Source organism: Micromonospora luteifusca (assembly GCF_016907275.1).
Lineage (GTDB): Bacteria > Actinomycetota > Actinomycetes > Mycobacteriales > Micromonosporaceae > Micromonospora > Micromonospora luteifusca.
Genome location: NZ_JAFBBP010000001.1, coordinates 2,345,514 through 2,367,334 on the forward strand (window position 1 = coordinate 2,345,514; position 21,821 = coordinate 2,367,334).

The following is a 21,821-nucleotide window of genomic DNA, read 5'->3' on the forward strand; positions in this document are numbered from 1 at the left end:
GGGCCGGCCTTTCGGCGTTTGACGGGATTGGTCAGCGGTCGAGGACCAGGCCGACCTTCTGGAACTCCTTCAGGTCGCGGTAGCCGCACTTGGCCATGGCCCGACGCAGCCCCCCGAACAGGTTGAGCTGACCGTCGGCCTCGTCCGCCGGGCCGAAGAGCAGCTGCTCCATCGACCCGAGCGGCTCACCGGCAACCTCGAAGGCACCCCGGGGCAGCGACGGGTGGCTCGCCGCCGAGTGCCACCAGGCACCACCGGCGGGTGCCTCGTCGCAGAGCGACAGCGGCTCGCCGAGCATCACCGCGTCCGCGCCGCAACCGAGCGCCTTGGCGATGTCGCCCGAGGTCTGGATGTCGCCGTCGGCGATCAGGTGCACGTACCGGCCGCCGGTCTCGTCGAGATAGTCGCGGCGGGCCGCCGCCGCGTCGGCGATCGCGGAGGCCATCGGCACCCGGATGCCCAGCACCGACTCGGTGGTCGACCACTCGTCGCCACCGATGCCCACGATCACGCCGGCTGCACCGGTACGCATCAGGTGCAGAGCGGTCTTGTAGTCCGTGCAACCGCCGACGATCACCGGCAGGTCGAGGTCGGCGATGAACTCCTTGAGGTTCAACGGCTCGTCGGTGGTCGACACGTGCTCGGCCGAGACGATGGTGCCCTGGATGACCAGGATGTCCACCCCGGCGTCCAGGATCACCGGCGCCAGCGCGAGGGTGTGCTGCGGAGAGACCCGCACCGCCACCGTCCCGCCACCGGCGCGCAGCTCGCGGACCCGCTCGGCGATGAGGTCCGGGCGGATCGGCTCCGCGTACACCTCCTGGAGCCGCTTGGTGGCGCGGGCGTCCTCACCGAGGCCAGCCAGTTCGTCCAGCACCTTGGTCGGGTTCTCGTAGCGGGTCCAGAGCCCCTCGACGTTGAGCACGCCGAGACCGCCGAGCTGACCGAGCCGCACCGCCGACGAAGGGCTCATGGTGGCGTCGGAGGGGTGGCCGACGCACGGGATGCCGAACGGGTACGCGTCGAGCTGCCACGAGGTCGAGACGTCATCGACGTCCCGGGTACGGCGGCTCGGCACGATGGCGATGTCGTCCAGGTGGTAGCCGCGCTGCGCGGTCTTGCCCAGCCCGATCTCGACCACGTCACGCATGGGGGACTCCAGGTGGTTGGGGGTGGTGGGTCAGCGGGAGTGGTAGTTGGGCGCCTCGACGGTCATCTGGACGTCGTGCGGGTGGCTCTCCTTCAAGCCCGCCGCGGTGATCCGGATCAGCTGGCCGCGCCGGTGCAGCTCGGGGATGGTCGGGGCGCCACTGTAGAACATGCCCTGTCGCAGGCCGCCGACAAGCTGGTGGGCGACGGTGGCGAGCGGGCCACGGTAGGGGACCTGCCCCTCGATGCCCTCCGGGATCAGCTTCTCGTCGGAGATCACGTCGTCCTGGAAGTAGCGGTCCTTGGAGTAGGACTTCTGCACGCCTCGGCTCTGCATGGCGCCGAGCGAGCCCATCCCCCGGTAGGACTTGTACTGCTTGCCGTTGATGAAGATCAGCTCACCCGGGCTCTCCTCGCAGCCCGCGAGCAGGCTGCCCAGCATCACCGAGTCGGCACCGGCGACGAGGGCCTTGGCGATGTCGCCGGAATACTGCATCCCGCCGTCGCCGATCACCGGCACACCCAGCGGCCGGCATGCCCGGGCCGCCTCCATGATCGCGGTGATCTGCGGTACGCCGACCCCGGCGACGACCCGGGTCGTGCAGATCGACCCGGGGCCGACCCCGACCTTGACGGCATCCGCACCGGCCTCGGCCAGGGCGCGGGCCCCGGCGTAGGTGGCCGAGTTGCCACCGATCACCTGCACGTCGGTCTCGCGCTTCAGGCGCTGGATCATCTCCACGATGGCCCGGCTGTGGCCGTGCGCCACGTCCACCACGACCACGTCCACCCCGGCGTCGACGAGGGTTCGAGCCCGCTTGTACGACTCCTCGCCGAAGCCGATCGCGGCGGCGACCCGCAGCCGACCCGACGAGTCCTTCGTCGCCAGCGGGAACTGCTCGCTCTTGGTGAAGTCCTTCACGGTGATCAGGCCGCGCAGCCGGCCGCCCTCGTCGACCAGCGGCAGCTTCTCGACCTTGTGCTTGCGCAGCAGGTCGAGCGCGTCGGCCTTACTGACTCCGACCGGCGCGGTGATCAGCGGGAGCTTGGTCATGACCTCGTGGACCGGGGTGGACGGGTCGGACACGAACCGCATGTCGCGGTTGGTGATGATCCCCACCAGGGCGCCGTTGGCGTCGGTCACCGGCAGCCCGGAAATTCGGAACTTCGCGCAGAGCCGGTCGACATCGCGCACCGTGTCCTCCGGCGAGCAGGTCACCGGGTTGGTGATCATGCCCGACTCCGAGCGCTTCACCAGGTCGACCTGCTGGGCCTGGTCCTCCATCGAGAGGTTGCGGTGCAGCACGCCGATGCCGCCGTTGCGGGCCATCGCGATCGCCATGCGCGCCTCGGTCACCGTGTCCATCGCGCTGGAGACCAGCGGGATGGCGATCTCGATCTCCCGGGTCAGCCGGGTGCGGGTGACCACCTCGCTGGGGGCCACGTCCGACTCGCCCGGCTGCAACAGCACGTCGTCGAAGGTGAGACCGAGTGGAACCACCCGGGCAGAGCCGGTCGGCAACTCGGGCAGGTGGCCGCCCAGGTCGGCGTACTCGGCGCCGGCCGCAAAGTTGGCGCTGGGCGAATTTTCCACGATTGCTCCCCTGAGCTGCTCGGATGGGCTTCAGCGAGGTGGCGCGGGTGGGCACCGGAGCGCGCCACGGTACCGGCGCGTCGCTTCATCGTACCCAGTGAGCTGGGCGACTCGTCCGTGGCGGGCCGGCCCGGCGCGAGCCCGGGGGCGGACGTCCCCGCCGCGTTGGGTCTACGGTGAGGGGGTGCACGACGAGCCCATCGACCCGTTCAACGGCGACCCGGCCGATCCGACAGCGGGTCTGGAGGACCCGGGCGACGACGCGACGCCGGATCCACTGACCGACGTCGAGCGGCAGGATGTGTTGGAAGACCTCGCCGACCTGGAGATCTACCAGGCCCTGCTGGCCCCGATCGGGGTCCGTGGCCTGGTGATCGAATGCGAGGACTGCCGGGAGCCGCACTACTTCGACTGGGACCTGCTCCGGGGCAACCTGCGGCACCTGCTCAACTCGGGTCGCCCCCGGGTGCACGAGCCCGCGTACGACCCCGACCCGGACCACTACGTGACCTGGGACTACGCCCGCGGGTACGCGGACGGGGTGCACGACACCCTGACCGAGGGCACCGAGGACGAGCCGGACACCCCGACCGTCACCGAGTGACGGTGGCGTGCCTCAGGCGACCAGGCCAGCCCGGAAACCGGCTGCCACCGCGTGCGCCCGATCCCGGGCACCAAGCTTGCGGAACAACCGGCGGGCGTGCGTCTTGACGGTGTCCTCCGAGACGAACAGCTCCCGACCGATCTCCGCGTTGCTCTTGCCCTCGGCCATGCCCAGCAGCACCTGAAGCTCACGCTCGGTGAGGCCGATCGACGCGCGGGCGGACCGGGCGTTCGGGGTGGGCCGGGTCGAGTCGCTCTGATCGGTCGCCGACTCGCCCGTCGCAGGTTCAGGCTCGTCGTCACCCCGCTGCACCGGCACCGACGGCACACCCGCCTGCCCCTCGCCGGGCGCGGCGCCCCAGCCGGGCTCACCGGAGCCACGCGGCGACGGCCCGGAGCGACCCGAGCCACCCACCGCCGCGGTGTCCCGGGCCGGATCGGTGATCCGCTGCCGGGAGGCCCGGCCGGGCGCGGTGAGCAGCAGCAGAGCCTTGGCCACCGCACTGGTCAGGTCGTGGTCGACATTCTGGATGAGACCCCGGGCGCCGGCGCTGATGGTGGCCGCCGCGGCCTCGGACTCTTCGGTGCCGAGCAGCACCACCGCGGCCTGCGGCGCGCGGGCCAGCACCCGACGGACGAAGCCGGCGCTGTCCGGCCGGGTGAGGGCCGTGTCGGCCAGCACCACGTCGGCAGGTCGCTCAGCCAACCGCAGCATCACCTCAGGATCGGAGACGGCGGTACGGACGATCGCGGACAACCCCAGCCGCGCGGCAGCAGAAGTAAGGTGCTGGGCCGCGAGTGGTGTCCGAACGCACACAAGAACGGTACGCACTGTGGTCTCCTCTCCGCCAACGAGCAGACCATGACGGGGTCGGCTGGGGAGCGGGTTCCCGGCAATCGTTCGAACTTTTCCGACAAATAGGGCGGAAGCCGCAATTTCCAGGACGTTTTCGATCACAGAAGTGTGAGGAGACGACGGTCCGGGTACCGGGAGAGCCAGGCCGGGAACGGTGCGCCTGCGCGGCCCGCCGCCCGGACGCCGGCCACAAAAAGGATTCTCGCGGAGCCGCGCGGGAGGAGGGGTGCTGATGTCGAACGTACGTAGACTGCCCGGACCCATCGTCGATCTCTGGGACTGGCAGCGGCTCGGTGCCTGCCGAGGGCGGGACAGCGCCCAGTTCTTCCACCCCGACGGTGAGCGAGGCTCATCCCGACTGCGTCGCGAGTCCGCCGCCAAGTCGGTCTGCCGCACCTGCCCGGTGCGGGCCGAGTGCGCCGCGCACGCGCTGTCCGTCCGCGAGCCGTACGGCGTGTGGGGTGGCTTCAGCGAGTCCGAGCGACTGCGGCTGCTCGCCGTCGGCTGGGAGGACCTCGCTGACCGCCGGCACGCCCGGGTCGACGTCGCACGGCTGGAGGCCCGCCTGGGCCGCCCACACAAGTCGACTGTCCCGGCCCAGCGCAACGTCGCCTGAGCAGCCCCCTCCGCGACACCGTCACTCGACGCCGCGCCCCGTTACCGGGCGCGGCGTCGACGGGCGCCGGGAGCTTGCCGCGAGAGAGGGCATCGGCCCGCGTGGTGTGATGGACGGGTGGAAATACGGGAAATGCGGGCATTCGTTGCGGTCGCTGAGGAGGGGAGCCTGTCTGCGGCCGCGCGCAGACTGCACGTGAGCCAGCCCGCCCTGTCGCAGAGCATGAACACCCTGGAGCGACAGCTCGGCGTGCAGCTGCTAATTCGTGGCAGCACCGGAGTGCAGGCCACCGAGGCGGGCACCACGTTGCTCGACGAGGCTCGCGCGGTGCTCGCCCGACACGACCAGGCGGTCACCGCCGTCGCCCGGCACACCTCCGTTGGCGACAGCGTGCTCAGGCTCGGAATTCCGCTGGAACTCCCCACCGACCTGCTCTCCCGGCCGCTGACCGACCTCGCCGCGGCGTACCCGGGCATCAAGGTGCAGGCCCGCCACATGTCCACCGCCGCCCAGGTCGCCGCACTGCGGGCCGGTGACATCGATGTCGGACTGGTCCGGGAACGCCCGATCGGGCCGGACCTGGATGCCGTGCTGGTCGTGGAGGAACGACTGGGTGTGCTCCTGTCCAGCGAACAGGCCGCGAAGATCACCGGGCCGGACGGGATCCGGCTCGATGCGCTGGCCGGGCTGAGCTGGGTGGGCTTCCCCCGCTCCGGGAGCCCCGCCTGGTACGACGAACTCACCGCGATCCTGCGAAGCCACGGGCTGGATCTCGGCCCGGCCGCGCCGGAAGGACAGGAACTCATCCCCGCGGTGAAGCTCGCCGCGGTGACCGCCGGCGCGGCCTTCGCTCTGGCGCCCCCCAACTGGTCCCCACCGATACCCGACCTGGTCACGTGGTCACCGCTGGTCGGGCATCCCCTGGTCCGGCGTACCTGGGCGGCCTGGCCGGCCGACTCCCACCGGCGCGACCTCGGCCGTTTCGTCGCCGCACTGGAACTGCGGGGCCCGGAGTAACTCCGGCAGCCGCACGAACCGGTGCTTATGGTGGCTATAACCAGCGCTCAGAGGGCGATGGGAAACGCTGAGCCCGTGGACGACTTGCACCCACTGGTCGGGACAGCCCCGACGGAAGCCGCCGCCTGGCGAAACTGAATGTGGGTGGAAATGACGATGACAGACCTTCGAGGAAAGTCGGCGCTGGTAACCGGTGGCAACAGCGGTATCGGCCGGGCGACTGCGCTGGCGTTGGCCACGCTCGGTGCCCATGTGGTGATCTCCGGGCGGGACGAGACCCGGGGTGGCGACGTGGTCCGGGAAATCCGTGCGGCGGGCGGACAGGCGGACTTCCTGGTCGCCGATCTGCGTGACGAGGCCTCGGCCCGGTCCCTGGCCGCACAGACCAGGCAACTCGTCGGGCAGGTGGACGTACTGGTCAACAACGCCGGTATCTACCCGTTCGGCCCCACCGAGCAGACCACCGAGCAGGACTTCGACTCGGTGTTCGCGCTGAACGTGAAGGCCCCGTACTTCCTGGTCGCCGAACTCGCGCCGGAGATGGCGAAGCGCGGCCATGGCACGATCATCAACCTGACGACCATGGTCGCCGAGTTCGGTCAGGCGGGGATGAGCCTCTACGGGTCGAGCAAGGCCGCGCTGGTCCTGCTCACGAAGTCCTGGGCCGCCGAGTACGGGCCTCAGGGCGTTCGGGTGAACGCGGTAAGCCCCGGCCCGACCCGCACCGAGGGCACCGCCGGCATGGGCGAGAACCTCGACCAGCTGGCCGCCATGGCGCCGGCCGGCCGGCCCGGTTCGGCCGAGGAGATCGCCGAGGCGGTCGCCTTCCTGGCAACCGAGCGGTCGAGCTTCGTGCACGGCGCGGTGCTGCCCGTCGATGGTGGACGAATCGCCGTCTGAGGTGCGGCACCACCCCGCAGCCCGCCCCACGCTGCCTCAGCCGTGGGGCGGGCCGCGGTCGGCCGAGTCGGGCCACCTGTGCGTGACCGACGGCCGCGGCACCACGGCGGAAGGGCCGTCAACGGGACCGGCCCGAAGCGGCACGTTGTTCGACGACCGCCAGCACCACCCACGCCGCAGCCACGAGCCACACCGCCGCAAGCGGCGGCAGTCCCCCCAGCGCGACCACCAGCGCGACGAGTCCCACCCCGGCCTGAGCCAGCGCGACCCAGCGGCTGACCGGCAGGCTGATTCCCCGGTAGATGATGACGCAACCGACGATCATCACCAGCTGACTGCCGCCCAGCAGTCGCCCGGCCACATCATGTCCGGGACCTCGGTTGGCCGCCTCCTCCGCCGCCAACTCGACGGCGACACCAGCGGTGACGATCGCGGCGTAGACCAACAGGTGCCCGTAGGCGTAGAGGTAGCTCCGGACCACCGCCTGCCGCCCGCCGCGCAGGGCCCTGTTTCCCGCTTCGCTGTCGAACGTGGCGACGAAGTACACCCACCAGACCCCGCTGGCGATGACGAACCCGCCGATCCCGATCGCCACCGAGACACCGTGCCAACCCGTGGCGTCGATCCCGTTCGCGACCGACAGGACCGCCTCTCCGAGCACGACGATGGTGAAGAGACCGAACCGCTCGGGCATGTGGGACGTCTGGGTCGGCGCCCGGCGTACCAGGGCGTAGGCCAGTGGTCCGGCGATCGTGGCGTTGACGACGAGTGCGGCGCTCCAGACCCCGTACCGCGTCGGTGGGGACACCAGGAGCGAACCACACCAGAGCCCGGCGGCGAGCAGGAAGCCGGTGGCGTTCCACCAGCAGAATTCCCGTGCCTCGACATCGAGCCAGCCCACGAACGCATACATCACGGTGAGCAGCGCCAGCAGCAGGCCGTAGATCACCGCGAAGCGGCTGGCGTCGGCAGCGGCGCCACCGGGGAGGGAAGCCGCCAACGCCAGCACCCCCAGCATCGCGGTCAGCTGCGCCAGGCGGCTCGGTGGGCGGTCATCGTCGAAGAGGTCAGCGAAATAGGAGAAGCTGAACCAGAGCCACCAGATCACGCTGATCAGGCCGGCGAAAACCAGCACTCCGCGGGCCGACGGATCCTCCACCAGCCGCTGACCGAGCCGGAGCACCGCGACCACGAACACCAGGTCGAAGAAGAGCTCCAGCCAGCTGGCCCGGCGCGCCACGCCGTAGCCATGGATCAGGGAGCGCCTGCCGGGACGCCGGGCCTCCACGGGCTGAGGTTAGCGAGGATCGGGCACCGATTGGCCTCGGTTGGCCAGTATCGGGACTCAGCGGACGGTGACGGTGACCGAGTGCCAGCCAGTGGCGCCGTCCGGGACCACGCCCTGCGTACGCTCGGTCTGGGTCTCGCCGGTTGCGTCCGTCGCCCGGACCTGGAGCCGGTGCTCGCCCGGCGTGGCGTCCCAGCGCCAGGACCACTGGACCCAGGTGTCCACCGACACGGTCGGTGCCAGCTCTGCCTGCTGCCACTCTCCGCCGTCGACGCGTACCTCGACTTGGCGGATGCCCCGGTGTTGCGCCCAGGCCACCCCAGCGACGGTCACCGGCCCGGTGGTCAGGCGGTTGCGCCGCCGGGGCGTGTCGATCCGCGACTGAGTCTTGATCGGCCCTTGGGCGGACCAGCCACGCGGCACCCAGTACGCGTCGAAGTCGGCGAACCGGGTCAGCTCCAGCTCGGTCACCCACTTGCAGGCTGACACGTACCCGTAGAGGCCGGGCACCACCATCCGGACCGGGAAGCCGTGCTCGACCGGCAGCGGCTCGCCGTTCATGCCGACCGCCAACAGCGCGTCCCGCCCGTCGCGCAGCGCGGCGGTGGGGGTGCCGCAGGTCCAGCCGTCGACCGACCGGCCGACGACCTGGTCGGCGTCCGCGTCCGGCTCGACTTCGTCCAGCAATTCGCGAAGGGGTACGCCGAGCCAGCGGGCGTTGCCGATCAGGTCCCCGCCCACCTCGTTGGAGACGCAGGCCAGCGTCACGTACCGCTCGACGAGCGGCCGGGCCAGCAGGTCCGCGTAGCTGTAGGTGCGCTCGGTGCCGACCCGTCCGTGGATTCGCAGCCGCCAGGTGTCCGGGTCCACCTGGGGCACCACGAGCGCGGTGTCGATCCGGTAGAACCCGAAGTTCGAACTGACGTAGGGCGCTACCTGTGCCAGCGAGAGGTCCGCGCCGGCCGGCACGGCCGGCGCGGGGGAGGCCGGCGCGGGCAACCGGATCGCGTCCCGGGCGGCGGACACTCCGCGTCGGCCGGCGAGCCAACGTCCACCGAGACCGCCGACCAGGGCCGTGCCGAGCAGCACCCCACTGCCGGTGAGGAACCGTCGCCTCGACTCCGGGTCGACGACCGGCGACAGCGCGCTCGACCCGGCCACCACCGCAGGCTCAGCCGAGGGCTCGGCCGAGGGCCCAGACGGAGGCCCAACCGTGGGCCCACCTGGAGGCCCAGAGGACGGGTCGGCTGGCGACGCCTGTGCGATCGGGGTGGGTGGTGACCAGGGCCAGGGGTCCAGCTCGAACGGGCCTTCGATGAACAGCCAGAGCACCAGGGCGCCCAGGCCGGCACCGACCAGTGACGGCAGGGCGTCGGCGGCATCCGCACCGGGGCGGGTCAGCGCGGCGGCCACACCGATGGCACCGAACGCGCCGATGCCGGCCAGGCCGAGCGCGACCCGGCGGACCGCCAGTACACCGAACAGCGCGGCGAACCCTCCGAGCAACAGGCCCGTGAGGACCAGCAGTGCGATCTTGTCGGCGGTGCCGAAGACGTCGATGGCGAACTGCTTCAGCGACTCGGGGACGGCGTCGACGACCACCCCGCCGACCGCGACCAGGGGCGCCGACCGGGGACCCGTCAACACTGCCACCGGTTCGGCGATCCCGATCGCGACAGCGGCGGCGGTCACTCCGGCCAGCGCGGCGTACCGCCGCGACGTGGTGCTCATCGGCCCAGTGTGCGCGATCATCTCACCCGGTCGCCAACAACGTCAGCGTCCGGTAATGATCCGCGAAGACGAACCGGGGCGCACCGTCGTACGACGGTGCGCCCCGGACGGGTGTCGCTTACCGGGTCAGAAGCCCGGGCCGTGCTGGTGGCCGTGGCCGTGGCCGTGCCCACCGGCGGCGGCCGGCTCGGCCTGCTCCGGCTTCTCCACCACGAGGCTCTCCGTGGTGAGCAGCAGACCGGCGATCGAGGCGGCGTTGGTGACCGCGTTGCGGGTCACCTTCACCGGGTCGATGATGCCGGCCTTGACCAGGTCGACGTACTCGCCCTTGGCAGCGTCGAGGCCGTTGCCCCACTCCAGGTCGGCGACCTTCTGCGTCACGACGTAGCCGTCGTGACCGGCGTTCTGCGCGATCCAGCGCAGCGGCTCGACGAGCGACTTGCGCACGACCGAGACGCCGACCTTCTCGTCACCGGTGAAGCCCAGGTCGTCATCGAGCACCGACAGGATCTGCACCAGCGCGGCGCCGCCACCGGGCACGGTGCCCTCCTCGACCGCAGCCTTGGTCGCCGCGATGGCGTCCTCGATGCGGTGCTTGCGCTCCTTCATCTCGACCTCGGTCGCCGCACCAGCCTTGATGACGGCGATGCCACCGGAGAGCTTTGCCAGCCGCTCGGCCAGCTTCTCCCGGTCCCAGTCGGAGTCGGAGGCCTCGATCTCCTTGCGGATCTGGGACACCCGGTCGGCGACGTCGGCCTTCTGGCCACCGCCGTCGACGATCGTGGTGTTCTCCTTGTCGACCACGACGCGCCGAGCGGTGCCGAGCACCTCGAGGCCGACCTGGTCAAGCTTGTAGCCCAGTTCCGGGGCGACCAGCTCGGCGCCCGTGGAGATCGCGATGTCCTGGAGCATCGCCTTGCGCCGGTCACCGAAGCCGGGGGCCTTGACCGCGCAGACCTTGAGGGTCTTGCGCAGCGAGTTGACCACCAGGGTGGAGAGCGCCTGGCCGTCCACGTCCTCGGCGATGATCAGCAGGGGCTTGCTGTTCTGCAGGACCTTCTCCAGCAGCGGCAGCAGCTCCTCGATCGCCGAGATCTTCTGGGTGGTGACCAGGATGTACGCGTCCTCAAGGACGGACTCCTGACCCTCCAGGTCGGTGACGAAGTTCGGCGAGATGAAACCTTTGTCGAACTGGAGACCCTCGGTCACGTCCAGTTCGGTGGTGAGCATCGAGCCTTCCTCGACGGTGATGACACCGTCGCGGCCGACCCGCTCCATCGCCTCGGCGATCAGATCGCCGATCGTGGCGTCCTGCGCGGAGATCGTCGCCACGTTCGCGATCGACTCCTTGCTGGTGACCTCCGCGGCACGGCCGAGCAGCGCCTCGGAGATCTTGGTGGCCGCCGCGTCGATGCCCCGCTTGAGACCGGCCGGGTTGGTCCCGGCGGTCACGTTGCGCAGGCCCTCACGAACCATCGCCTGGGCCAGCACGGTCGCAGTGGTGGTCCCGTCGCCGGCGACGTCGTTGGTCTTGGTCGCCACCTCCTTGACCAGCTGCGCGCCAAGGTTCTCGTACGGGTTGGTGAGCTCGATCTCCTTGGCGATGGTCACACCATCGTTGGTGATCGTCGGCGCACCGAATTTCTTGTCCAGGACGACGTTGCGCCCGCGCGGGCCGAGGGTGACCTTGACCGCGTCCGCGAGGGCGTTGACACCGTGCTCCAGCAGGTGTCGGGCGTCGTCCGAGAAGCTCAGGATCTTCGCCATGAATGTCCCTTCGAAGCGCCATTGCCCCGGCCCGGCGAGCCGGACCGGGGCAATTGCACTGATCGGTTGCTTACTTCTCGATGACCGCGAGGACGTCGCGGGCGGAGAGCACCAGGTACTCCTCGCCGGCGTACTTGACCTCGGTGCCGCCGTACTTCGAGTAGAGGACGGTGTCGCCGACCTGAACGTCAACCGGAACCCGGTTGCCGTTGTCGTCGACGCGCCCCGGGCCCACAGCGAGGACAGTGCCCTCCTGCGGCTTCTCCTTGGCGGTGTCGGGGATCACGATGCCCGACGCCGTGGTGGTCTCAGCCTCGTTCGCCTGGACCACGATGCGGTCCTCGAGCGGCTTGATCGCAACCTTGGTCGCGGTAGTCACGGGCATACCCTCCTGGGGTACTGGTTTCGTTGCTGGCCGGCGGGGCCGACCAGCGTCAATCTGCCTCATGCCACCGGGCGGGGCCGTCGTCGCGGGTGCCGGTCCGCCTGGCGTGCGCACCCGGGTCGCGAGACCCGGAAGCTGGCACCCTCAGGGTGAGAGTGCTAATCGCAGGTTATTCCGTGGCTAGCACTCCGTCAAGGAGAGTGCCAGCGCGTCGCGCCCCGCCAGCCAGGATTTTCGAGTCGACCAGGACAATGACCGGGTGGATCTCGACCAGCTGGCGGCGCTGCGTACCCCCGAGGGGTCGGCCGCGCTCGCGGCGGCGGCCGGGCTGGCCGGCGGTGATCCGCTGGCCGCGGCGTCGGCGCTGCGCGCTGGCGGGGTGCCGCCGACGCTGGCCGCGGCGGCGCTCACCCAGGCCGAACTCCGCCACCGGGCGGTCGGCAAGTTCGGCCCGGCCGCCGCTGGGATGTTCCTCACCCGCCCTGGCCTGGAGCAGGCCACCCGCCGGGTGGTCGCCGACCGTCGGGCCGCCAGGCTGCACGCGGCCGGCGTCCGCACCCTGGCCGACCTCGGCTGCGGCCTCGGCGCGGACGCGCTGGCCGCCGCCCGCGCCGGCATCCGGGTGTACGGGGTGGAGGCCGACCCGGTGACCGCCGCGATGGCCGCCGCCAACGCCGCAGCGGCCGGACTGGCCGACCTGTTCACGGTCGAGTGCGGCGATGCCACCGCGTTCGACGTCTCCCGCGTCGACGGGGTCTTCTGTGACCCGGCCCGCCGCACCACCGGCACCGGACGGCGGATCTTCGACCCGCGCGCCTACTCGCCACCGTGGGACTTCGTCACCGGGCTGGCCGAGCGGGTGCCGCGCACCGTGGTGAAGGTGGCGCCGGGTCTGGACCACGCGCTCATTCCGGCCGGCGCGGAGGCGGAGTGGGTCGGCGTGGACGGCGACCTGGTCGAGGCCGCGCTCTGGTGCGGCGAACTGGCGGAGGTGCCCCGCCGCGCCACTCTCTACCGCCAGCGGGGTGCCGAGGCCCACCGCCACCAGCTCACCGGCTCGGGTGCCGACGAGGCCGCGGTCGGGCCGCCCCGCCGCTACCTGTACGACCCGGACCCGGCGGTGGTACGCGCACACCTCGTCGCCGAACTGGCCGTCGAACTGGACGCCACCCTCGGCGACCCGAGCATCGCCTACCTCTACGCCGACCGCCCGACCCGCACCCCGTACGCGCGCTGTCTGGAGATCACCGACGTGCTGCCGTTCTCACTGAAGCGTCTGCGGGCGCTGCTGCGGGACCGCCGGGTGGGCCGGGTCGAGATCCTCAAGCGGGGTTCGGCGCTCACTCCGGAACAGCTCCGGCGGGATCTGCGGCTGGCCGGCGATGCGGCGGCGAGTCTGGTGCTCACCCGGGTCGGCGGGGCGCCGACAGTGCTCGTCGGTCGGCCGGTCGACTAGGTCCCCCGGTGTGGCGGGGGCGGATCCGGTGGCGCTGACCAGCGTTCGCACCGGGCCTTCGCAGACCCGCTGAAGACTTTCATGACGATCAACTCCCCCTGGATACCCGGGGAGTAACAGTCGCGTTGCTGAATTGTTATCGCTGCCAACAAACTTGGCACCTGCGCGGTCTTGTGGAGCTGGTGTGACCCGAAATACGTTGCCGGACACAACAAAACAACACCTCCCCCACCTCCGAAAGGACCCTGCACATGCGTAAGGGGATCCTCACCATCGCCGCCGTGGGCCTGCTCGCGACCGGCGGATTGACCGCCTGCAGCGACGACTCCGGCGGCGACAAGGCCGCCTCGGCCAAGACTCCCAAGATCGGCGTGATCCTCCCGGACAGCAAGTCGTCCGTCCGCTGGGAGACCGCGGACCGCCGATTCCTGGAGGAGGCGTTCAAGGCCGCAGGCGTCCAGTACGACATTCAGAACGCGCAGAACGACAAGACCGCCTTCCAGACGATCGCCGACCAGATGATCACCGGCGGCGTGACCGCCCTGATGATCGTCAACCTGGACTCCGGCACCGGCAAGGCCGTGCTCGACAAGGCCAAGTCGCAGGGCGTCGCCACCATCGACTACGACCGGCTCACCCTCGGCGGCTCCGCCCAGTACTACGTCAGCTTCGACAACGAGACCGTCGGCAAGCTTCAGGGCGAGGGTCTGGCGAAGTGCCTGACCGAGAAGGGCGCCAAGAACCCCGTCGTGGCGTACCTCAACGGCTCCCCCACCGACAACAACGCCACCCTGTTCAAGGCCGGCTACGACTCGGTGCTCAAGCCGAAGTTCGACGCCAAGGAATACGTCAAGGGCCCCGAGGACGCGGTGCCGGCGTGGGACAACGCGCAGGCCGCGACGATCTTCGAGCAGCAGCTCACCAAGGCCAACGGCAAGATCGACGGCGTGCTGGCCGCCAACGACGGTCTCGGCAACGCGGCCATCTCGATCCTGAAGAAGAACAAGCTCAACGGCAAGGTGCCGGTGACCGGACAGGACGCCAGCGTCGAGGGCCTGCAGAACATCCTCGTCGGTGACCAGTGCATGACCGTCTACAAGGCAGTCCGGGAAGAGGCCAAGGCCGCCTCCGACCTCGCCATCGCGCTCGCCAAGGGCGAGAAGAAGGACACCGGCCAGACGGTGAAGGACCCGGAGGGTGGCCGTGACGTCCCCTCGGTGCTGCTCACTCCGAAGGCGATCTACAAGGAGACCGTCAAGGACGTCATCGCCGACGGCTACGTGACCAAGGAGCAGGTCTGCTCCGGGACGTACGCCAAGCTCTGCGCCGACGCCGGCATCAGCTGACCGACGCCGCAGTACCCGCCGGGACGACCTCGCCGCCCGGCACGGGAGAACCCCTCCCGTGCCGGGCGGCGCCCGCCGGACGGGCCCCGACCTCCCTTGAGAAGGAGACCCCCGTGTCCGCGACCCCCCTGCTGGAACTCCGCGGGATCGACAAGAGCTTCGGTCCCGTCCAGGTGCTCCGCGACGTCGCCCTGACCGTCCACCCGGGTGAAGTGACCGCACTGGTCGGTGACAACGGCGCCGGCAAGTCGACCCTGGTGAAGTGCATCAGCGGCATCTACCCCACCGACGCCGGCGAGATCCTGTTCAACGGTGAACCGGTGCACGTCGGCAGCCCTCGCGACGCCGCCGCGCTGGGCATCGAGGTCGTCTACCAGGACCTCGCGCTCTGCGACAACCTGGACATCGTGCAGAACATGTTCCTCGGCCGGGAGAAGCGCAGCGGCATCGTCCTGGACGAGCCGACCATGGAACAGCTCGCCGCCGAGACGCTGGCCGGGCTCTCCGTCCGCACCGTCACCTCACTGCGTCAACACGTGTCCAGCCTCTCCGGCGGCCAACGCCAGACCGTGGCCATCGCCAAGGCGGTGCTGTGGAACAGCAAGCTCGTCATCCTGGACGAGCCGACCGCGGCGCTCGGCGTGGCACAGACCGCCCAGGTGCTCGAACTGGTCCGCCGCCTCGCCGACAACGGCCTGGCCGTGGTGCTCATCTCGCACAACATGAACGACGTCTTCGCCGTCTCCGACCGGATCGCCGCGCTGTACCTCGGCCAGATGGTCGCCCAGGTGAAGACCACCGACATCACCCATGCCCAGGTGGTCGAGCTGATCACCGCCGGGCGTTCGGGCGGGCTCGGCCTCACCACCGACCCGGGCAGCAACGGCGACGGCTCGCAGCCGGCCGACTCGATCTCAGGAGGCCTCCGATGACCACCACCGCCGTGCGGAAGGACGGCCCGGCGGCCGTCACACCGGCGCCGACCGTCGGGGGCCACGTCCGCAACTACCTGAGCCGGGTACGCGGTGGCGACGTCGGCGCGTTACCAGCCGTACTCGGCCTGATCGTGCTCTGCACCGTCTTCGCGGTCATGCGGCCGTCGTCGTTCCTGTCGGCCGGCAACTTCGCCAACCTCTTCACCCAGGGCGCGGCGGTCACGCTGATCGCGATGGGCCTGGTCTTCGTGCTGCTGCTCGGCGAGATCGACCTCTCCGCCGGCTTCGCCAGCGGCGTCTGCGCGGCCGTGCTGGCCAACCTGGTCACCGTGCTCGGCTACCCCTGGTGGGTCGCCGTGCTCGCCGCGGTCGCCACCGGTCTGGTCATCGGCACCAGCCTCGGCCTGCTGGTCGCGAAGATCGGCATTCCGTCCTTCGTGGTCACCCTTGCCGGCTTCCTCGCCTTCCAGGGCATCGTGCTGATGCTCGTGAAGGACGGCACCAACATCTCCGTCCGCGACGAGGTGCTGGTCGCCATCGCCAACCGCAACCTCGCCCCCACCCTCGGCTGGACGCTGGCCGCCCTCGCGGTCGTCGGCTACGCGGCGGTGCAACTGCTGCGCCACCGCAACCGGCTTGCCCGCGGTCTGATCACCGACCCGATCGCCGTGGTGGCGCTGCGGATCGGCGGGCTCGCCGTCATCCTCGGCGCGGCGGTGTACGTCCTCAACCTGGAGCGCAGCCGCAACGTACTGGTCGTCTCCCTCAAGGGTGTGCCGATCGTGGTGCCGGTCATCGCGGTGCTGCTGATCATCTGGACCTTCGTGCTTCAGCGCACCAGCTACGGCCGGCACATCTACGCCGTGGGCGGCAACCGGGAAGCGGCCCGCCGGGCCGGTATCGGAGTCGACCGGATCCGGATCTCGGTCTTCATGATCTGCTCGTCCATGGCCGCCGTCGGTGGCATCGTGGCGGCCAGCCGAGCCAACTCGGTCGACCCGAACACGGGGGGCAGTAACGTACTGCTCTACGCGGTCGGCGCAGCGGTGATCGGCGGCACCAGCCTCTTCGGCGGCAAGGGCCGCGTCCTCGACGCCGTGCTCGGCGGCGCGGTGGTCGCGGTCATCGAAAATGGAATGGGCCTGATGGGATACAGCGCGGGAGTCAAGTACGTGGTCACCGGCGTCGTGCTGCTGCTCGCCGCCAGCGTCGACGCGCTTTCCCGCCGCCGCGCGGCAGCCACCGGCACCCGCTGACCGCGCGGGAGGTAGCACCACAATGCGCCCAGGACCGAGCCAGGACGACGTCCGACGGCAGAACCTCGGGGCCCTGCTGCGGCACGTGCACGTTCACGGGGCGACCACACGCGCCGAACTGACCACCACGCTGGGCCTCAACCGCAGCACCATCGGCGCGCTCACCGCCGACCTGTCCGCGGTGGGGCTGGTCAGCGAAGGCGCGCCGAAGGAGACCGGCCGGGCCGGCCGACCGTCACTGGTCGTCCGGCCCGAGTCGGCCCGGGTCTACGCGTACGCGTACTCAGTGGAGGTGGACCGGCTGCGCGCGGCCCGGATCGGGCTGGGTGGGGCGGTCCTGGACCGCCGGAGTCTGGACCGACCCCGTGGCCTGCTGGCCGCGGAGGCCGCGCCGCTCCTGGCCGGTGCGGTGAAGGAGATGCAGCAGGTCGTGCCCACCGACGCGATCTGCGTCGGTGCCGGCGTCGCGGTTTGTGGCATGGTCCGCCGCGACGACGGCCTGGTGCGGCTCGGGCCGACCACCGGCTGGGTGGACGAGCCGATCGGCGCCGCACTCGGTGCCGAGTTGGGCGTCAACGTGCCGGTCACCGTGGGCAACGTGGCGGACGTGGCAGCGTTCGCCGAACACGCACGGGGGGTGGCGGCCGGCTGCGACAACGTCCTCTACCTGTACGGCGACGTCGGCGTGGGTGCCGGCATCATCGCCGGTGGGCGCCGGCTGACCGGGCACGGCGGGTACGGCGGCGAGGTCGGCCACATGAAGGTGGTCCTCGACGGCAAGCCCTGTGAGTGCGGCGCCCGGGGCTGTTGGGAGACCGAGATCGGTGAGCACGCTCTCCTGCGCGCTGCCGGCCGCTCCGGCGCCCGAGGTCGTGACGCGCTGCTCGCCGTCTTCGACGCCGCCGACCGGGGTGACGCCCGCGCCCAGACAGCCGTCCGCCAGGCCGGCGACTGGCTCGGCTTCGGGGTGGCCAACCTGGTGAACGTCTTCAACCCGGAGATGGTCATCTTCGGCGGGACCATGCGCGACCTCTACCTTGCGGCGGCAGCCCAGATCCGCAGCCGGCTCAACTCCAACGCGCTCGGCGCCTGCCTGGAGCACGTCCGGCTGCGTACGCCGAAGCTGGGCGAGGACGCACCTCTGATCGGGGCAGCCGAGTTGGCTTTCGAACGACTCCTCGCCGACCCCCTCGACGTGGGCTGATCCGCGTACGCTGTTCGGCGTGGATGTCGAGCTGCGCGCTTCCGACGACGACCGCCACCGGGTGGTCGCCGAGCTGCACCGGCACACCACGGCGGGCCGGCTGACCCTTGACGAGTTCTCCGATCGGGCCGGTGCGGTGTGGACAGCGCGCACCCTCGGTGACCTGGCCGCGCTGACCCGCGACCTGCCAGCCCTGCCCGACCCGGCCAACGACGGTGACGATCCCGTCGGGCACGGGCGCCGGGAGTTGCTGATGCTCTTCGCCGCCGCCGCACTCACCCTGCTGCTGCTCGGCGGCTTCCTCGCCGTCACCCGCTGATCCGCGTCGCCCTCCGATGAACTGATCGCGCGATCAGTCCGTATCAGTGGGCGGACGGGCAGCCGGCAGGTATGGCTGCCCGGTCCAGACGCGTTTCGGTCCGGACCGAGGAGGCACCACAGACATGGCACCGCTCAGATCCGCCCGTCGCCGGCTGGGCATCCGGACCCATCGAGCGGCGATGCTGCTCATCGCGATCATCGCGGGGATGGGTGTCCTGCCCGGCGTCGCCGTCGCCGCACCCGCCGGCGGCGGCCAGCAGCTCAATGCCGCCGACATGACGCTGCTCAACGGGGTGCGGCTGGCCGGGTTGTGGGAGATGCCGGCCGGCCAGATGGCCGCCGAGAAGGGCCAGTCGGCCAAGGTCCGGGAGATCGGCGCCGGCATCGCCAACGAGCACCAGCGGCTCGACCAGCTCACGGTGGACGCCGCGAACAAGTTGGGCGCGAGCATCCCCAGCGAGCCGACGGCCGAGCAGAAGGGCTGGCTGGCTGAGATGCAGAAGGCCTCCGGCGCCCGGTTCGACCAGATCTTCGTCACCCGGCTCCGGGTCGCCCACGGCAAGATCTTCCCGGTGATCGGCGCGGTCCGCGCCAGCACCCGCGACGCCACCGTCCGTAAGCTCTGCGACGATGCCAACGGCTTCGTCATGCATCACATGCAGATGCTGGAGAGCACCGGGCTGGTCCGCTGGCCGGAGCTGCCGCCCGCGGCGCTGCCCGCTCCCGGTGAGGACGGGCTGTTGGCCGCCGCCGCCGCCAACACCGGACCACAGGTCGGGGTCAGCAGCACCGTCGTCTGGCTGGTCTTCCTTGCCGCGCTGGGCACCGGCGGAATCGCCACCTACCGGATGCTGCGCCGCAACTGACCGTCGACAGTGGACTCGTTGGTGGCTCGCGTCACCGGTCGACCTGGGTGAAGTCCCAGGAGTGCGGAGCGCGGGCCACCAGCAGTGCGGGCGGATCCGGCAGCGGCCGGGGGTTGCTGCGCCACTTGGAGATGACCACGACACGGTGGTCGGTGGAGGAGAAGACCTCGCTGGAGACGTACAGCGGGTCGTGCTCCAGCTCGGGCAGGGCGGTGTCGCACACCCAGGTGATCAGGTCAGCGACACCGTACGCCTCGGCACGCGCCTCCCACATCCGCACGATCATGTCCGCCGCCCCCGTCACACGCTGACCGTGGTCAACGGCAGTGCCGAGTCGGCCGGCAGGTCCAGTCGGCTCGGTGCGACCCCAGCGGCGACCAGGTGCGAACCGAGCGCGGCCACCATCGCACCGTTGTCGGTGCACAGCTTCGGCCGGGGCACGCGGACCCGGATGCCGTACTTCTCGGCCCGCTGCTCGGCCATCGCCCTCAGCCGCGAATTCGCCGCCACTCCCCCGCCGATCACCAACGTCTCGATCCCGCTCGCCCGGCAGGCGGCGAGCGCCTTGCTGGTCAGGACGTCACAGACCGCCTCCTGGAAGGACGCGGCCACGTCGGCCACCGGCACCGGCTCGCCGGCACGCTGACGCGCCTCGACCCACCGGGCCACCGCCGTCTTCAGCCCCGAGAACGAGAAGTCGTACCGGTGGGCGGCGAGATCCTTCGCGGCGGTCAGACCACGTGGGAAGGCGATCGCGGCGGCGTCGCCGGCCCGGGCCTCCCGGTCGATGGGCGGGCCGCCCGGAAACGGCAGCCCGAGCAGCCGGGCGACCTTGTCGAACGCCTCGCCGGCCGCGTCGTCGATGGTGGCTCCCAGCGGGGTGACGCCCCGGGCCAGGTCGTCGATGAGCAGGAGGGACGAGTGGCCGCCGGACACCAGGAGCGCGATGGCGGGTTCGGGCAGTGGGCCGTGTTCGAGGGTGTCCACCGCGACGTGGGCGGCGAGGTGGTTGACGCCGTACACCGGCTTCTCGGCGGCGAGCGCGTAGCCCTTCGCGGCGGCGACGCCGACCAGCAGCGCGCCGGCCAGCCCCGGCCCGGAGGTGACCGCGATCGCGTCGATGTCGGCCAGGGTGACACCGGCCTCGGTCAGCGCCCGGTCCATGGTCGGCACGATGGCCTCCAGGTGGGCCCGGCTGGCCACCTCGGGGACCACACCTCCGAACCGGGCGTGCTCCTCGACGCTGGAGGCGAGCGCGTCGGCCAGCAGGGTGTGCCCCCGCACGATGCCGACGCCGGTCTCGTCGCAGGAGGTCTCGATACCCAGGATCAGCGGTTCGTCAGCCATGGTCGTTTGGTCCGTCCCCGGTCGGCTCGGCGTCGCGCCGCATGACCAGCGCGTCGGTGTTGCTCGGTTGGTAGTAGCCGCGCCGCACCCCGATCGGCTCGAACCCGTACGTCGCGTAGAGCCGCTGGGCGGCGGCGTTGTCCACGGCGACCTCCAGCAGGGTGCTGCGGGAGTCGCGCCGGGCCGCCTCGGCGAGCAGTTCCTCCAGCAGGGCACGGCCAACGCCGCGCCGCTGGGCGTCCCGGCGGACGGCGATGTTCTGCACCCACACCTCGCCCGGCGGAACACCGGCGAGCCCGGCGTAACCGAGCACCGAACCGTCTGCGTCGACGGCGACCCGGTAGTGGTGCCCGTTGGCCAACTCGTTCCAGAACATGGCCGGCGACCACTGCTCGGCGCCGAAGAGGTCAGCCTCGATCGGCAGCACGTCGTCGATGTGCCACCAGCGGAACGGGTCGAGCCGTACCGCCGTCACGGCAGGACCGGTTTGCGGCCGGTCGCCACCACGGCGTCCGGGCGGCGCAGGTAGAGCGGGGTGAGGCGCTCGCTGGGCGCGCCCGCCCGGATCCGCTCGGCTGCCAGCAGGGCCAGCACGGTGGCGTCCGGGTACCGCGGCTCGACCCGAACGGGCAGGTCCAGGATTTCGGCGTACCGGTGCGCCCCGTCGCCGACCGCGATCGTCGCCCCCAACTCGCGAGCGCGCGCGGCGGCGACCACCGGCGTGGACACCTCAGGCCCGACGACCCGCTCGCCAGCGCCGTCGTAGACGGCCCAGTAGAGCTCCTTGCGCCGGGCGTCGCTGGCGGCCAACACCGGCTCGCCGGACGCCGCCGGGTAACCGATGGCATCCAACGAGCAGACACCGTACGTCGGGATGCCGAGCACCTGACCCATCGTCGCGGCGGTGACCAGGCCGACCCGCAGCCCGGTGAACGGCCCCGGGCCGAGCCCGGCGACGATGGCGGCCAGGTCACGCGGGCGCGCGTCGGCATCGGCGAGGACCGCGTCCACCTGGGGCGCGAGCAGTTCGCCGTGGGCGCGGGCGTCGACGGTGCACCGGTGCGCCCGGGACACCACGCCGTCCGCCGAGACCTCCACCAGCGCCGCGGTCACCGCGGGGGTCGAGCTGTCCACCACGAGTACGAGCACGGTAAGCCAGCCTAGCCGGCCCGCCAAAAGCCCCC

The 21,821-nt window shown here is 71.0% G+C and carries 22 protein-coding genes; 11 read left to right on the forward strand and 11 right to left on the reverse strand.

Annotation, left to right across the window (positions count from 1 at the left end; translation table 11 throughout):
- Positions 1–31: 31 nt before the first annotated feature.
- Positions 32–1,150 (reverse strand): GuaB3 family IMP dehydrogenase-related protein, encoded by a 1,119-nt coding sequence (locus JOD64_RS10215; protein ID WP_110563027.1) that lies wholly within the window; start codon positions 1,148–1,150, stop codon positions 32–34.
- A gap of 30 nt (positions 1,151–1,180) precedes the next feature.
- Positions 1,181–2,743: an IMP dehydrogenase gene (guaB, locus tag JOD64_RS10220; protein WP_204942023.1), complete on the reverse strand. Its 1,563-nt coding sequence runs from the start codon at positions 2,741–2,743 to the stop codon at positions 1,181–1,183.
- A 184-nt stretch (positions 2,744–2,927) separates the two neighbouring features.
- Between guaB and JOD64_RS10225 the strand changes: the two genes are divergently transcribed.
- The gene (locus tag JOD64_RS10225; RefSeq protein ID WP_204942024.1) at positions 2,928–3,347 is read left to right on the forward strand and encodes a DUF5319 domain-containing protein; all 420 of its coding nucleotides are present in this window, start codon (positions 2,928–2,930) and stop codon (positions 3,345–3,347) included.
- Positions 3,348–3,359: 12 nt separating this feature from the next.
- Here JOD64_RS10225 and JOD64_RS10230 read toward each other — a convergent pair whose 3' ends face one another.
- Positions 3,360–4,178, reverse strand: coding sequence for a helix-turn-helix transcriptional regulator (locus JOD64_RS10230; protein ID WP_204942025.1), 819 nt, complete (start codon positions 4,176–4,178; stop codon positions 3,360–3,362).
- A 256-nt stretch (positions 4,179–4,434) separates the two neighbouring features.
- Between JOD64_RS10230 and JOD64_RS10235 the strand changes: the two genes are divergently transcribed.
- From JOD64_RS10235 to JOD64_RS10245, 3 genes are all read left to right on the forward strand, one after another.
- Positions 4,435–4,818 (forward strand): WhiB family transcriptional regulator, encoded by a 384-nt coding sequence (locus JOD64_RS10235; protein ID WP_110563279.1) that lies wholly within the window; start codon positions 4,435–4,437, stop codon positions 4,816–4,818.
- Positions 4,819–4,950: 132 nt separating this feature from the next.
- The gene (locus tag JOD64_RS10240; protein WP_239559473.1) at positions 4,951–5,835 is read left to right on the forward strand and encodes a LysR family transcriptional regulator; all 885 of its coding nucleotides are present in this window, start codon (positions 4,951–4,953) and stop codon (positions 5,833–5,835) included.
- Positions 5,836–5,991: 156 nt separating this feature from the next.
- Positions 5,992–6,735 (forward strand): SDR family NAD(P)-dependent oxidoreductase, encoded by a 744-nt coding sequence (locus tag JOD64_RS10245; protein WP_204942027.1) that lies wholly within the window; start codon positions 5,992–5,994, stop codon positions 6,733–6,735.
- A 118-nt stretch (positions 6,736–6,853) separates the two neighbouring features.
- On the opposite strand, the gene JOD64_RS10250 is transcribed toward JOD64_RS10245, so the two are convergent.
- The 4 genes from JOD64_RS10250 to groES form a co-directional block, all read right to left on the reverse strand.
- Positions 6,854–8,023, reverse strand: a complete 1,170-nt coding sequence (locus tag JOD64_RS10250; protein WP_204942028.1) for a low temperature requirement protein A — start codon at positions 8,021–8,023, stop codon at positions 6,854–6,856.
- 57 nt (positions 8,024–8,080) lie between these two features.
- Complete coding sequence (locus JOD64_RS10255) at positions 8,081–9,754, reverse strand: molybdopterin-dependent oxidoreductase (RefSeq protein ID WP_204942029.1); 1,674 nt, start codon at positions 9,752–9,754, stop codon at positions 8,081–8,083.
- A 126-nt stretch (positions 9,755–9,880) separates the two neighbouring features.
- Positions 9,881–11,521, reverse strand: a complete 1,641-nt coding sequence (gene groL, locus JOD64_RS10260) for a chaperonin GroEL (protein WP_204942030.1) — start codon at positions 11,519–11,521, stop codon at positions 9,881–9,883.
- 70 nt (positions 11,522–11,591) lie between these two features.
- Positions 11,592–11,900, reverse strand: coding sequence for a co-chaperone GroES (gene groES, locus JOD64_RS10265; protein WP_007465101.1), 309 nt, complete (start codon positions 11,898–11,900; stop codon positions 11,592–11,594).
- A 265-nt stretch (positions 11,901–12,165) separates the two neighbouring features.
- Between groES and JOD64_RS10270 the strand changes: the two genes are divergently transcribed.
- The 7 genes from JOD64_RS10270 to JOD64_RS10300 all read left to right on the forward strand — a co-directional run bounded on the left by JOD64_RS10270 (position 12,166) and on the right by JOD64_RS10300 (position 19,290).
- Positions 12,166–13,362 (forward strand): THUMP-like domain-containing protein, encoded by a 1,197-nt coding sequence (locus tag JOD64_RS10270; protein WP_204942031.1) that lies wholly within the window; start codon positions 12,166–12,168, stop codon positions 13,360–13,362.
- A 251-nt stretch (positions 13,363–13,613) separates the two neighbouring features.
- Positions 13,614–14,708 (forward strand): sugar ABC transporter substrate-binding protein, encoded by a 1,095-nt coding sequence (locus JOD64_RS10275; RefSeq protein WP_204942032.1) that lies wholly within the window; start codon positions 13,614–13,616, stop codon positions 14,706–14,708.
- A 113-nt stretch (positions 14,709–14,821) separates the two neighbouring features.
- Positions 14,822–15,640 (forward strand): ATP-binding cassette domain-containing protein, encoded by an 819-nt coding sequence (locus JOD64_RS10280; RefSeq protein ID WP_204942033.1) that lies wholly within the window; start codon positions 14,822–14,824, stop codon positions 15,638–15,640.
- On the forward strand, positions 15,637–16,899 hold the full coding sequence (locus JOD64_RS10285; protein WP_204942034.1) for a sugar ABC transporter permease: 1,263 nt from the start codon (positions 15,637–15,639) through the stop codon (positions 16,897–16,899). The genes JOD64_RS10280 and JOD64_RS10285 overlap by 4 nt, the downstream gene beginning before the upstream one ends.
- Positions 16,900–16,921: 22 nt before the next feature.
- Positions 16,922–18,103 carry an ROK family protein gene (locus JOD64_RS10290; RefSeq protein ID WP_204942035.1) on the forward strand — a complete coding sequence of 394 codons (1,182 nt, stop codon included), beginning with the start codon at positions 16,922–16,924 and terminating at the stop codon, positions 18,101–18,103.
- Positions 18,104–18,122: 19 nt separating this feature from the next.
- Positions 18,123–18,422 carry a DUF1707 SHOCT-like domain-containing protein gene (locus JOD64_RS10295; protein WP_204942036.1) on the forward strand — a complete coding sequence of 100 codons (300 nt, stop codon included), beginning with the start codon at positions 18,123–18,125 and terminating at the stop codon, positions 18,420–18,422.
- Between the two features lie 124 nt (positions 18,423–18,546).
- Positions 18,547–19,290 carry a DUF4142 domain-containing protein gene (locus JOD64_RS10300; RefSeq protein WP_204942037.1) on the forward strand — a complete coding sequence of 248 codons (744 nt, stop codon included), beginning with the start codon at positions 18,547–18,549 and terminating at the stop codon, positions 19,288–19,290.
- A 31-nt stretch (positions 19,291–19,321) separates the two neighbouring features.
- Here the strand turns inward: JOD64_RS10300 and JOD64_RS10305 are convergent, their stop codons facing one another.
- The 4 genes from JOD64_RS10305 to tsaB are packed head-to-tail and all read right to left on the reverse strand — an operon-like array spanning position 19,322 to position 21,786.
- Entirely contained in the window at positions 19,322–19,576 is a 255-nt protein-coding gene (locus JOD64_RS10305; RefSeq protein WP_088987640.1) for a hypothetical protein, read from the reverse strand.
- 14 nt (positions 19,577–19,590) lie between these two features.
- Complete coding sequence (gene tsaD, locus JOD64_RS10310; RefSeq protein WP_204942038.1) at positions 19,591–20,637, reverse strand: tRNA (adenosine(37)-N6)-threonylcarbamoyltransferase complex transferase subunit TsaD; 1,047 nt, start codon at positions 20,635–20,637, stop codon at positions 19,591–19,593.
- Positions 20,630–21,112 (reverse strand): ribosomal protein S18-alanine N-acetyltransferase, encoded by a 483-nt coding sequence (gene rimI / locus JOD64_RS10315; protein WP_204942039.1) that lies wholly within the window; start codon positions 21,110–21,112, stop codon positions 20,630–20,632. The genes tsaD and rimI overlap by 8 nt, the downstream gene beginning before the upstream one ends.
- Positions 21,109–21,786 (reverse strand): tRNA (adenosine(37)-N6)-threonylcarbamoyltransferase complex dimerization subunit type 1 TsaB, encoded by a 678-nt coding sequence (tsaB, locus tag JOD64_RS10320; RefSeq protein ID WP_204942040.1) that lies wholly within the window; start codon positions 21,784–21,786, stop codon positions 21,109–21,111. The genes rimI and tsaB overlap by 4 nt, the downstream gene beginning before the upstream one ends.
- Positions 21,787–21,821: the final 35 nt, after the last annotated feature.